Below are 12,983 nucleotides of genomic sequence, written 5' to 3'. Positions count from 1 at the left end.
AGATATTATAATGAGTAGCAACTCCTTTCTTTATTTTTATAATATATTTGATAATATTATTATATTTATTATTATAACATACACAAGATTAAAATTTCTATCTAGTGAATTTTTAGATTTACTCGTTATACTAATTAAATATAATTCTTGAAAACACTAGAGTATAACAAGCTACTTTTTTATAGTTAAAAGATTTATATAGTAATCTCAATATACTTAACAAAATAGCTATCATAACAAATTAGTTTAAAATATATACATCATAGTTATAATTAATATTGTTAATATTATAATTCCTAGACTGTTCTCACTTATTTTATTAAAAATCATATGTAAGTATAAATTCATATAATAATATATACCATATTCATTTTCTTTTTTTATATCTTCTATGATAGCTTTTTTTATTATCGCTTGATGTTCTGTAATTTTACTACTTACAATTTGTTGTTCTATTTTTTTTAATTCTTTATCTAATATTTCTTCTTTATATTTATAATCTTTAAATGGTTCTTTTAAATATTCATATTCTCTTATTTCTTCTTTTAAATTCGGGTATTTTTCACTTATAAATTTTTCTTCAGATTTAGTTAGAGTTTTATTCTTAATTATTTTTAGTGCAATTAATCTCAATTTTTCATTATCTTTTTTATTGTTATTTAAAAATTTTTGAACTTGTTCTATTTCTGCCATTTTAAACTTAATTTCAGTTTTACTTAGTATATTTTTTTTACTATCTAGATTTTTAATTTCTTTAGATAGTAATTGCTCTCTTTCCTGTTGTGTTTTACAATTCTTTAAATCTATTTTTAAATCATTAATATACTTTAATGTTTGTTGTGACATCTGCTTTATATGAGGGTACTTTTGTTTTAAAAAGTTTTCTTGATTAGAAGTAATTTCTTCTCCTTTAACTATTTTTAATGCTATTTTTTCTGCATTATCAAGTTCAGACTTTATATTTTTACTAGACTTTATCATTTCCTCCATAATTGTCGCTTTTATCTTAGATTGAAGCTCAGATAGATATCCATTTTTAGCTGTATTTGAGGTTTCCTTAGAAAATTTAAATAGTAATTGTTCTACTTCATCATGGTCTTTACATAGTTTTAATTCTTTTATAATGTTATTGTAATCTTTTAATGATTCTTCTGCCATTTGCTTCATATCTGGATATTTCTTTGATATAAATTCTAAATCTTTCTTACTTACCTCTTCACCTCTAACTATTTTCACACATATTAATTGTGTTTTTTCTATTTCTTCTTTTATTTTATTAAGAAAATTTTTATCTATTGGTTGCTCAAATTTATCTATTTTTTTCATTTTAGGTGATGTATTATTCAATATATTATTATTTTCCATATTTATATTGCTATTTCTAAATGGATTATTATTAATACTATTCATTTTTAAAATTTCCTTTACTAACTGTTTGAATAATTTATAAAGTTATACTATATAAATTAATATACGGATAAAAGATACATATCATAATAGTTTGATTTTTATATTAATCTAATTTCATTGCACATAAAAAATTCGCTTCGCCTGAGCGACGTGTCGGCGAAACACTTCATGTCGCCAACGACTTCGTCCGTTGCTCAAAATCTTTTTTACGCTCAAAACCAGTTGATTGATATTACTTACATTCAGAAGTTATCCACATTTTTTTAAATATTATAGTAAACGAACTTAATAATAAAGGTATGAAAATTATTAAATAAGTTAACAAATATAATATGAGTTATGATATAAAGTTTAAACAAAGAGCAGTAGAATACCAAAGAGAAGGCCATACTTACAAAGAAACTTGTAAAGTATTTAAAATATCTGAAACAACACTAACTAGGTGGATAAATAAAGAAAAGGAAGGTAAATTAGGTGAAGTAAAAATACAGGTTAGAAAACCAAAAAAGATTTATCCAGAAAAGTTAATTAAATATATAGAAAAACATCCAGATGCATATTTAGTTGAGATTGCAGAGGAGTTTAATTGTAGTGAGTGTGCAATAAGAAAAGCATTAAAGAAATTAAATATAACACGAAAAAAAAGACAACTTCATACAAAGAACAATGTAAGGAAAAAGTAAATAAATATTTAAATGAGATAAAAAACTTTAGCGAAGAAGATATAGTATATATTGATGAAACAGGAATACAAGGTTATATTTATAGAGAATATGCAAGAGCTATAAGAGGTAAAAAAGTTTACGATAAAATACCAGGTAAAAAATACAAAAGAACAAATATAGTAGCAGGAAAATGTGGAGATAAGATTATCTCTCCTTTAGTGTACGATAAAATAATGGATAGTAAGTTTTTCGAAAAATGGTTTAAAGAAATGTTTTTAAATGAAGTAGAAAAAAATAAAGCTATTGTAATGGATAATGCAACATTTCATTGTAAGAGTAGATTATACGAATTATGTAAAAATGCTAATAAAAATCTAAAACTAATATTTTTACCACCATATTCTCCAAATTTAAATCCTATAGAAAAGTATTGGGCAACATTAAAGAAAAATTTGAAAAAAATAACTAAAAATAACAAGAGCCTTGAAGAATCTATTTACGAACTTTTTTAAGTTCGACTACTATATAATATCCTTAAGCGTAAAAAAGAAGTATTGCTACTATGCAATACTTCTTTTGATAAATCTTATTTAAATATTTAATATAAATATCAATTAATAATTAAATTACCTTAAGTTTTTTGTAAAATAATTAGTTATTAGAATATTTACTTTATTATGAAATATTATTCTGTATTTTTATACATATTTCTTAATTTATTTTTTCCTTCTATTTAGAAGTGCTAATCCCATAAGAGCTACTGCACCTGTTGCTACCCAAAGCATTGTATTTGATTGTTCTCCAGTCTGAGGGTTCTGCATTAAATTTGATTTATTGTCATATACAGTTACTTTTCTTGTGATTTTAGTAATATTATCTTCACTGTCAGAAACGCTATAAACAATACCATATCTACCAGGTTTATTTGTATCTACAGTACCTAATACAGTAATCTTATTAGTCAAGTCTCCATCTTCATAATCGTAGGCACTTACACCAGCCATTAAATCAAATTTACTTCCTTTTTTGATTTTAATATCATTAGCACCTATTATTACTGGTTTATTATTAGAAACTACAACTACTGATATAACTTTAGTTGTAGATACACCTTTACTATCAGTAACTTCGTATACTACTTCATAATTTCCAACTTTACTTGTATTAACATTATTTGATACTATATTTATTTTATTAGTTATATCTCCATCTTCAGCATCAAATGCAGTTACATCACTAAGTGGATTAAACTCAGTTCCAACTTTTATAATTTTATCATTTGCTTCTATAGTTGGTGCATTATTTATTTCAACTTTTATAGGTCTTACAACAACTTCTCTTTTAGATTCCGTTTTGTTACCATCTGAATCTGTTACTGTATATGTTAATTCATATGTTCCTTCTACATTAACATCTACTCTTCCCATTACCTTTATATCTTTTGTTATATCTCCATCTTCTTTATCTGTTGCTTTTACTCCTGCTAATGGTTCAAATTAATCTCCTACTTTTAGTTCTACTCTATCTAATCCTTCTATTACTGGAGCTTCATTACTTCTTACAACAACTTCTCTTTTAATTTCTGTTTTCTTTCCATATGAGTCTGTTACTGAGTATATTAATTCATATGTTCCTTCTACATTAACATCTACTCTTCCACTTACCTTTATGTCTTTTGTTATATCTCTACCATCTTTATCAGTAGCTTTTACTCCTGCTAATGGTTCAAACTTGTCTCCTACTTTTAATTCTACTTTATTTAATCCTTCTATTACTGGAGCACCTATAATTATTACAACAACTTCTCTTTCAAATTCTGTTACATTACCATCTCTATCTTGAATAATATATTTTATTGTATATTGTCCTGGTATATGTGAATCAAAATTACCTTGTTCTATTTTTATATTCATTTGATCTATAGTATCACGGTCATCTACTATTGTAATTCCATCCATAAAATCAAATGAATCTCCTTGATTTATAGTAACAATACTTGATCCTGTTATTGTAGGTGCATCACCTTTTGTATTTATACTAGATTTAAATTTATTAAAAGTTTCTTCAATAAATGTAAGTTTCTTATTTGTATTATATTGATTTAATGATTTTGAATTAATTAAGTTCTGTGTTTCCTCTATTAAAGATTTTAATTCATTAGCCACTGCTTCTGAATATTGGCCACCTAAAATACCTATTAAGCCTTTATTTTTTACATCTTCATAGAATACATTATCTTCATTAATTAATTTATTTATATATGTGTAATCTACTGTTGCTGGTGTCAATGGAATATTAACATTCTTGTACTTGTCATATCCAGCATTTAATTTTGACGATACTTCTGATTCTTGAGATTCAGATAATATTAAATTTCCTTTATTGTAATTAACAGTATCTTTAGTCTCTAAATATTTATTTCCATAAGCTAAAAATTGTTTATTATTATATGCTGTTTGTGCTCTACCACTTATTGTAATCTGATCTTTATCATCACTTAAAAACTCATTTTTATACCTGAATTGTATAATTAAATCAGACAAATATATAAACAAAAAAAGACACTTATGATATACTTAGTTAACCTACTAAAATCAACAAAAGGAGTACCAAAAATGTCTTTTAATCATATTAACATAAATCAGCTAACAAATCTAGAAGCAAATTACTATTTAGGCGTGAAAGCAAGAGCTTGCGCTCAAAGAATGAAAATTGGAAAAGATAAAGTTTACAGATATTACAAGCTATTTATGCAAGGACTTACTGTTCAAGAAATATATAATCAATACCTAATAAATAAATCTAGATGTGGAAGAAAGCCCATTGTATTAAGCAAAGAAAAATTAGATGATATCAATAATAAGCTAGAAAATGATTGGTCTTTAGATGCTATCGCAGGAAGAGATAAAATAGATGGAAAAGATGAAAAAATATCAACAAAAACATTATACAAATTAGCAAAACAAGGTGTAATAGATATAAATAAGTTGAGACGTAAGGGTAAAAATAACCCGAAGGGTCATAACGAAACAAGAGGTAAAATTAATACATGTAAAACAATTCATGAAAGAGATGAAAAGTATCCTAATGCTAAAACTAGTATAGAATATGGCCATTTTGAGGGAGATACTATTGTAGGAAAAGCTAGAAAATCAGCTATAGTTACTTTAGTAGAAAAGTATTCAAAATATATTGTATTACTTAAAGCAAGTAGAAAGAGTGAGGATGTTAAAGAAGCAATTTGCAAATGGCTATCATCTTTACATAAGTCGTGTATATCTACTATTACATTTGATAGAGGTAAAGAGTTTTCAAAATGGTCAGACATAGAAAAAGATAGTTCAGTTAATATTGAAATCTACTTTGGAGACCCTGGATCACCAGGTCAAAGAGGGCTAAATGAGAATTCAAATGGAATAGTTAGAAAAGATTTACCTAAGTCTACAGATTTATCTGCATATTCTCAAGAAGAATTAAATATGATTGCGTATAAATGGAATTCTATACCTAGAAAATCACTAGACTATAAAACACCAAATGAGGTTATAAAAGAAGCAACTGGATTTGAAAGCTTACTTACATTTGCTTAGTGATTCATAAGTAATTTGTCTGATTTAAATTGACAATTCAGGTAATAAAATATATTTATGCTACAGCAAACACTTCTACAGGTATTTTATATTCAAAACACTTGCAAAATCTATTATTTATTATATTCACTACAGCATCAAGCTCATTTTGTGTTATATCATAAAAATCAACTCTTTTAGGATAAAAATTTCTTAACAATCCATTAGTGTTCTCATTACTCTCCCATTTCCAAAGAAGGATAAGGATTTGTAAATTTATACGATAGCATTCTATTTTTATTTAACAAGATTTATTATTATAAATAAAGAAATAAGTAGATAGTTTTATTTATCTATCTACTTATTTCTTTATTTATATTATTTTTTCTTCTGTTTCTCTTATTTAATATTGATAATAATCCTAGTGTTCCTATTCCATTTAATATATATTACCATACTCCACCATCATAAGTTTTAGGATTTCCTTCTTTATTAGTTTCGTTAGAGTTATCATCTAAATTATTACTATTATCATTGGAAGTATTATTAGATGAAGAATTTTTATTCTTATCAGGTGTATTATTATTTGCTTTATCTTCTCCTGTAGTATTATTTTCATTATTTGTATTATCTGTATCTACAATATTATCTAAATGTATATTACTTCTTGATTATCTTTAGTAACTTTTACTTCTTCAACATTAACTACAGTAAATCTTGATTTTTCTGTAAAATTTAATAATTCTTTTAATCCTTCTATAGTATCGACTTTTAAAGACAGTGGACTTTATATAGTGCATTACCTTGCCTGAGTTCTACCCCTTCAATATACGTTTTTTGAGGATTTTAATAGTTGAGATAAATCACAGCAATAATCCCCATAATTCTATCTCCTTTGTTATATTTACTTTTTAAATATATTTACTATTTGGCTAAATGCATTTTCATTTCCATTTCCTCCAACTTGAGTTATCTCTTTTGGATTCTTGTACTCTAATAATTCTTCTTGTTTAGCGTCTAGTTTATTTCCTACTATTACTACTGGAGATTTTTCTTTAGATGCTAAGACACCTACTGCTAAAGCATCTATTAGATCGTCTACTTTTTTCATTCCATCTTTTGCAACAAATATATTATTTAAATCCCTATTTGTATAAAACTTCTCTAATATAATCGCATTAGTTTCATTTCTACTTGCTCCACCTAATCTATTTGCATTAGGTAGTTTAAATGCTACATCTTTTGAAATAGCCGCTTCTCCTCCTATTACATAGGATGTTTTTATGCTATTAACCTTTATAAATTCATCAAACACTTTTGTTCCTTCATTTGGTGATGATAGTACTATTGGCATATTTCTATCTGCTGCAACAGGTGCTATTGATACTGCATCTGCTAAACCAGTAACTCCATTTACAACAGCTATTTCCGAAACATTACCTAATCTTTTTGCAACTTCTAATGCTGTAGTATATCTAGTATCTCCGCTTATTCTATCTACATTAAGATTCATAGCTTTTAATTCAGATACTACATTTTTTGATACTACACCTGTTCCACCTATTACATATACATTTTTTGCTCCTAATCGAGTTATTTCTTTTTTAGTTTCATTATTTAAATTCTCTGCTCCAGTAAGAAGTATTGGAGCATTTTTCATCTTAGCAAAAGGTGTTGCACTAAGTGCATCTACTATAGCACTTGAATTTACTATTACTACATTATCTGATTTACTCCATCCTCTATTACTTACTTTTATAGCAGTTTTATATCTATCTTCTCCAATCAGCTTATTTTCATTTGCTGATATTACTGGATTTTTTACTGTAACATTACATGTTGCTACTTTAGCTCCATCTTTTGTTTTTACCGTTATTGTTGCACTTCCTGATGATACACCTGTTACTTTTCCTGTTGTATCTACTGTAGCTACATTTGTATTGCTACTTGTCCATTCCACATTTTTATTTGTGGCATTACTTGGACTTATTGTTGCTACTAAACTTTCACTAGCTCCCGTTACTAAATTCAGTGCTGTTTTGTTTAAAGTAACTCCTGTTACTGATATTACTGGATTTTTTACTGTAACATTACATGTTGCTACTTTAGATCCATCTTTCGTTTTTACCGTTATTGTTGCACTTCCTGCTGATACACCTGTTACTTTTCCTGTTGTATCTACCGTAGCTACGTTTGTATTGCTACTTGTCCATTCCACATCTTTATTTGTGGCATTACTTGGACTTATTGTTGCTACTAAACTTTCACTAGCTCCTATTGTTAAATTCAGAGCTGTTTTGTTCAAGGTAATACCTGAAACTCCAACTATTTGTCCTGTATTTGATTTTTCTAATTGTCTCGATTTAATTAATAATTTTTTTGATGCAGTTGGATTAATTGCAACATACGCTTTATTATTACTTATTTTAAAATCAAGTTTACTTAAATTCTCGTCTGATACATTTAATCCTTCTTGTACCCATTTATCACCATTAATTTTTTTAACTATTGAACAACCCTTTACGCTATCAACATAAGCTACATACGGTATTTTACCATTAACATCTATAAGTAAATTTGTTACTTCACTTCCACCAACATCTTCTCCAAGTTTAGTCCATTTGTTATTTTCATAAACATGAACTTGCGAAGAGTTTGTTCCATTTACAAAAGTAGTTGCAAGGTATAATTTTTTATCAGTTACCTCAATAACAGCTCTTGATGCTGATAAATTTATCCCCTCTATATTTTTCCAAGTATTATTTTCATACTTCTGTATGAAAACTTTATTATTCTGTAAAAAATCTGTATATGACACATATACATTTCCGTTACTCTCACTTAAAGAAGGTTCTACTACATACCCTGTATGTATATTGTTTCCAATGCATTCAAACTTATTTGTATTTGAATTTAATTTAAATACTTTTAAATACGCCTTACCTTCATTCATAAATGTTGTCTTACCATTTGTAATTGCAATATATACTCCATTATTAGTTGCAATCATATCTGAATACTGACTTAAATCGCTTGTTAGAGTTTGCACAGTTTCCCATTTATTATTCGTAAATTTTGCAACTATACTTTTATAAGCAGAATCATGATATAAAACATATGGTGTATCATTGTACACTGTAATTGTTGGGTTATTTCCTTTATTATTTATTATACTATCTCCTAAACTAACCCAATTTGAACCATCAAACATCTTAGCTTTTAACTTATTATCCTCATTATATACTGTATAAACTTTATCTCCAACTACATCCATATCAATATCATTGTTTGTTCTATTTGATACTTCTTTATTTCCTACTACATCCCATATATCTAGATTTGATGTATCTGTAAATTTAACATCAAAAGTGATTTCTTCTCCTGCATTTGAAACATTCTCTATAACTATTCCACTATTTTGCCCGTTAGAATAAGTTATTGCTTTGTCACTTATTTTTTTACTAAAATCAGAACTACCATAAGTTGTTCTTCCAGATTCTTTAGATAAGAAAGCTTCTGATAATTTTCCATTACCATCACCTTCTCCTGTCTCACCTGGTCTAAATACATAAATATAATCTTTGTTACCATGATAGTTCGAAGTTTCTTCTGTATTTACTCTATAAATTATTAAGCCACTACCTGGTATTTTTTCATCAAGCTGATCTTTATATGGTGTTCCAGCTTTTCTATACTCAACAACAAAAAACTCTTTTTCTGAAATAGGAGTTTTTAAAATTAAAGCTTGATTATCACCTGAATTACTTGAAGGCTTTAATGTGTATGTTCCATTTTGAGTTATAGTATCTATCGATATCCATCCAGATATGGCACTTCTTAAATAAGATAATGGGTACTGAACAAATGATGAAACACTAGCCATTATGTCCCATCCTCCAACTGGTGCACCAGTTCCTCTTGAACGATATAAATCTGGGTAACCTATTGAGTGCATAAATTCATGTATAAGTACTCCTCTTTCCCTTAATACAGAGTCAATCAAACCATATGAGCTATGTATATTGTAGTTATTTACTTTTTTACCGTTTACTTCTGTTGCACCATTATGATTAGCTTTATGTGCCCAAAGCACATCACCATCTTCACCCTTTTTTGCACCAAAAATAAATATAACATTATCAACATATCCATCATTATTCATATCAATATTGTAACTTGGGTCTACAGGAACATTTTCAAGTACATTTGATATTAATTCAGTTTCGTTACTATTGTTATAGTAACTTCTATTATTCGGTAATCTATATGGTGTTATTTTTCCATTTTGTTCTTGTGGAAAGTAATTATGCACATTCATTTGATTATAAGATATAATTTTTATATAGTTACTTAATGAAGTATCCTTATTTCCATCAAACATATCTTTAACCTTATCAACTTTGCCATCCATAAAATTTGAATTGCTATCTTTAAAATCAACAAAATAAACTACATTTGCAATATGCTCAGTAGGTTTATTCAAAACAGCTGCATTTGCTGTTATACTTACATCTAAGCACATAATTAATGCTAAAAAAAGCGCCATTATTCTTTTTATCACCTTTAATATTCCTCCAATATATTTTTTATTATAAGTACTATAAATAATAAATTTTTAATTTATTTTCTAATATTATATATTAAATAATATAGTTTTTTCAATGATATTGTAGGTTATTTTGTCGAATTTTGTAGTTTGTTTTTAAAAATAGTAACATCATCTATCATTTTAATATATTTTCAATTAAATAATAAAAACTCCTAAAAGTAAATTTACTTATAAGTACCTTTCATTATCTAAAATTTATATCAAAAGGCTATATTAAAAACAACGTAATTCTAATTAAAGTATGCAATTTATAAATTGTTAAAATAAAAAAATTGCTTTATTAATGTCCCTCAAAATGTTCATCAGAAGGAAAATTTAACAGCATTTTATAATACTTAGTTTGACAAACTTAAGGAAGATACTCTAAATGACTAGTAATTCATCATGTACTTTTTAGCTTAATTCTTACTATATTTAATCTTAACTTTCTAATTTATATTTCATATTTTATGTCTTTATAAAATCAATTTATTGCAATAAAAAAACACATTGATAAAATTATCAATGTGTTTTTCGTGGATTTCAATGGTGGAGACGATTCACAAGAATCATACCCACAATTAACTTATACTCAACTTTATAATAAATGCCTAATAAAACTTCACATTCATTTATAGCTTATTTAAAATGCTATACGTCTAGCATTACAATAAATATACTCTAGCTATACTAAGTATATATATAATCTATCTGAATATATCATACTTTAGTATTAATCATTAACGAAACCTCTGCACCAACTTTGTCTTCTCTATTTTTTAAGATTACAAAACCACCATGCTTTTTAGCTACGGATTCTGCAATATACAATCCCATACCATAATGTTCTCCAACTTTTCTTTCATTTGCTTCCATATAAAATTGACTTGTGGCATTTTTGAGTCCACCCTCAGTAAATCCTCTACCAGAATCCCTTATAGTAAATATAAACATACCTTCCTTCTCACTTACTACAAACTCAATCTCACTTTTTGTAGGTGAATAGTCAACTGCATTTGACATTATGTTTACAATAGCTCTCATTAAGAGTTCTTTATTCCCTATAATTATTTTTGTTTTATAACTCATCTTATTAGAAACTGCTATGCTTTTTAATGAACACAATGCGTAAAGTTCACATTTTAATTCTTCTACAAATTTATCTATGTCAATAGCTTCTTTAGTTTCATTTTTTTCTAAAGGTGATTTTGATATATCAATTAATATAGATATATATTTTTCAACTTTATCTGCATTATTAATAATGTAGTCTGTAAACTCTCTATCCTCTTGACATAGTTGACTCTCCTTTAAAAGTTCTGCATTTCCTTTTATTATAGTTATTGGTGTTTTTATATCATGAGCTAGCGCACATATTTGATTTTTCTTTTCCTTTTCCATATGCCACTGCATCATTAACGATTCTTTTAAGGCTATTTTCATATTTGAAATGGAAATTAATACTTCATTAAATTCTTTCACATCACTATTTTTCACTTCAAAATCTAAGTCTTGATTCATTATTTTCTCAGTTGATAATTTAAGAGGATACAATTCTTTTTTTAATTTTTTACCAAACTGTATTGCTATGATAAGTGCTATAAATATAAATCCTGTTAAAAATACAACTATTAATAGTTTTTCTGGGTATGGTATTAAGTCATGCAGTATCCTTGATGTAAAGTGTGCTTTAATATCATATCCAATTATACAAGTTCCATCTTTAAAGATTATTTTATCGTAAACATATTTACTGCTGAATTTTTCCCCATCTAAATATTTATTTATATTCTTTGTTTCATCTTCATTAGTGTTTGATTTAACCACTTTATTTTTATTATCAAAAAAAATGTAATTACTTGAATAAGGTATTTTACTTGAATCAAACTTCAAACCTTGCTTTGCTTCTAGTTTTAATTTTTCTACTTGATTTTCCATATAGTTAGCAGGCTTTATTATATCCTTATTAACAGAAATATTAATAAAAGCTACTAATGAAAAAATCCATATTATGCTTAAAATACAAAAACTAATCAAGTATCCTAAAAATATCATGTACAGACTTTTTCCTCTTTTTATATCCATTTGTATCCTATCCCCCAAACTGTTGTGATGGGGCTTTCTATATACTTAGTAAGCTTGGCACGTATATTTTTTATATGTTCTCTAATGCAGCTACTGTCACTATCTTTATCAAATCCATAAACTTCTATAAAAATTTGTTCTAATGTGAAAACTTGTCCCTTGTGTCTTGCTAAATACTCACAAATTTTATATTCACCTTTTGTAAGTAGTATTTTTTCATCATTAAAATATATTTCTTTTGATTTCAAGTTAAATTTTAATTCATTTGTTGATAAAACTTGTTGTTTTTCTCTATGTTCTCTTCTGAGATGAGCCTCTACTCTTGCCCTTAATTCCAAAATACTAAAAGGCTTTTTTATATAATCATCTGCACCTATAGAGAATCCTTCTAGTATATCTTCCTCCATCGTTTTGGCAGTTATGAAAATTATTGGACAATCAACTTCATCTCGAATATATCTACATAAAGTAAATCCATCTACGGTTGGCATCATTACATCTAATAGTATTAAATCAAATTTATTAAGTTCTTCTTTACTAATATCTATTGCATTATTTCTTACAGTAACTGCGTATCCCTGCTTTTTCAATGCACTTTTTATCAAATTACAAATCTCAATCTCATCATCAACTACTAAAATATTTATACTATTCATAAATACTCCT

General features: G+C 26.6%; 11 protein-coding genes and 1 pseudogene. 4 read left to right on the top strand and 8 right to left on the bottom strand.

Annotated features, from left to right (window positions below; all coding sequences use genetic code 11):
- Positions 1-246: 246 nt before the first annotated feature.
- Complete coding sequence (locus BN7997_RS01885) at positions 247-1,410, bottom strand: V-type ATP synthase subunit I domain-containing protein (protein ID WP_071119194.1); 1,164 nt, start codon at positions 1,408-1,410, stop codon at positions 247-249.
- 332 nt (positions 1,411-1,742) lie between these two features.
- Here BN7997_RS01885 and BN7997_RS01880 point away from each other — a divergent pair, with 332 nt between their 5' ends.
- Together BN7997_RS01880 and BN7997_RS01875 are read left to right on the top strand one after the other, a co-directional pair.
- Positions 1,743-2,093, top strand: a complete 351-nt coding sequence (locus BN7997_RS01880; RefSeq protein ID WP_071119193.1) for an IS630 transposase-related protein — start codon at positions 1,743-1,745, stop codon at positions 2,091-2,093.
- Complete coding sequence (locus BN7997_RS01875) at positions 2,006-2,587, top strand: IS630 family transposase (RefSeq protein ID WP_143023134.1); 582 nt, start codon at positions 2,006-2,008, stop codon at positions 2,585-2,587. The genes BN7997_RS01880 and BN7997_RS01875 overlap by 88 nt, the downstream gene beginning before the upstream one ends.
- A gap of 204 nt (positions 2,588-2,791) precedes the next feature.
- On the opposite strand, the gene BN7997_RS16140 is transcribed toward BN7997_RS01875, so the two are convergent.
- From BN7997_RS16140 to BN7997_RS01865, 3 genes and pseudogenes are all read right to left on the bottom strand, one after another.
- Positions 2,792-2,896 carry an LPXTG cell wall anchor domain-containing protein gene (locus BN7997_RS16140; protein WP_278335231.1) on the bottom strand — a complete coding sequence of 35 codons (105 nt, stop codon included), beginning with the start codon at positions 2,894-2,896 and terminating at the stop codon, positions 2,792-2,794.
- A 33-nt stretch (positions 2,897-2,929) separates the two neighbouring features.
- Positions 2,930-3,547, bottom strand: a pseudogene (locus BN7997_RS01870) (immunoglobulin-like domain-containing protein); the annotation flags it as partial.
- A gap of 24 nt (positions 3,548-3,571) precedes the next feature.
- Positions 3,572-4,618, bottom strand: coding sequence for a DUF5011 domain-containing protein (locus BN7997_RS01865; RefSeq protein WP_195906789.1), 1,047 nt, complete (start codon positions 4,616-4,618; stop codon positions 3,572-3,574).
- 72 nt (positions 4,619-4,690) lie between these two features.
- Between BN7997_RS01865 and BN7997_RS01860 the strand changes: the two genes are divergently transcribed.
- A complete protein-coding gene (locus BN7997_RS01860) occupies positions 4,691-5,665 on the top strand; it encodes an IS30 family transposase (RefSeq protein ID WP_071119190.1) in 975 nt (324 codons plus the stop codon).
- A gap of 55 nt (positions 5,666-5,720) precedes the next feature.
- Here the strand turns inward: BN7997_RS01860 and BN7997_RS15530 are convergent, their stop codons facing one another.
- Positions 5,721-5,864 carry a hypothetical protein gene (locus BN7997_RS15530; RefSeq protein WP_154665233.1) on the bottom strand — a complete coding sequence of 48 codons (144 nt, stop codon included), beginning with the start codon at positions 5,862-5,864 and terminating at the stop codon, positions 5,721-5,723.
- Positions 5,865-6,178: 314 nt separating this feature from the next.
- On the opposite strand from BN7997_RS15530, the gene BN7997_RS15525 reads away from it, so the two are divergent.
- On the top strand, positions 6,179-6,325 hold the full coding sequence (locus tag BN7997_RS15525) for a hypothetical protein (RefSeq protein WP_154665232.1): 147 nt from the start codon (positions 6,179-6,181) through the stop codon (positions 6,323-6,325).
- Positions 6,326-6,548: 223 nt separating this feature from the next.
- Here the strand turns inward: BN7997_RS15525 and BN7997_RS01855 are convergent, their stop codons facing one another.
- The 3 genes from BN7997_RS01855 to BN7997_RS01845 form a co-directional block, all read right to left on the bottom strand.
- Positions 6,549-10,205 (bottom strand): cell wall-binding repeat-containing protein, encoded by a 3,657-nt coding sequence (locus BN7997_RS01855; protein ID WP_071119189.1) that lies wholly within the window; start codon positions 10,203-10,205, stop codon positions 6,549-6,551.
- Between the two features lie 747 nt (positions 10,206-10,952).
- Positions 10,953-12,317 (bottom strand): sensor histidine kinase, encoded by a 1,365-nt coding sequence (locus BN7997_RS01850; RefSeq protein ID WP_071119188.1) that lies wholly within the window; start codon positions 12,315-12,317, stop codon positions 10,953-10,955.
- Positions 12,308-12,973, bottom strand: coding sequence for a response regulator transcription factor (locus BN7997_RS01845; protein WP_071119187.1), 666 nt, complete (start codon positions 12,971-12,973; stop codon positions 12,308-12,310). Before BN7997_RS01845 ends, BN7997_RS01850 begins: the two co-directional genes overlap by 10 nt.
- Positions 12,974-12,983 lie beyond the last annotated feature (10 nt).

Origin of the sequence: Romboutsia timonensis (assembly GCF_900106845.1) — a bacterium.
GTDB classification, from domain to species: domain Bacteria; phylum Bacillota; class Clostridia; order Peptostreptococcales; family Peptostreptococcaceae; genus Romboutsia; species Romboutsia timonensis.
Note: the sequence above shows the minus strand (reverse complement) of the source record. Positions and strands in the feature narration are given on the sequence as shown.

What these genes read in the sequence shown, in the direction of transcription:
- BN7997_RS01885 (WP_071119194.1), bottom strand. Translation starts at nt 1,410, where the DNA reads ATGAATAGTATTAATAATAATCCATTTAGAAATAGCAATATAAATATG.
- BN7997_RS01850 (WP_071119188.1), bottom strand. Translation starts at nt 12,317, where the DNA reads ATGGATATAAAAAGAGGAAAAAGTCTGTACATGATATTTTTAGGATAC.
- BN7997_RS01860 (WP_071119190.1), top strand. Translation starts at nt 4,691, where the DNA reads ATGTCTTTTAATCATATTAACATAAATCAGCTAACAAATCTAGAAGCA.
- BN7997_RS01845 (WP_071119187.1), bottom strand. Translation starts at nt 12,973, where the DNA reads ATGAATAGTATAAATATTTTAGTAGTTGATGATGAGATTGAGATTTGT.
- BN7997_RS16140 (WP_278335231.1), bottom strand. Translation starts at nt 2,896, where the DNA reads ATGCAGAACCCTCAGACTGGAGAACAATCAAATACAATGCTTTGGGTA.
- BN7997_RS01880 (WP_071119193.1), top strand. Translation starts at nt 1,743, where the DNA reads ATGAGTTATGATATAAAGTTTAAACAAAGAGCAGTAGAATACCAAAGA.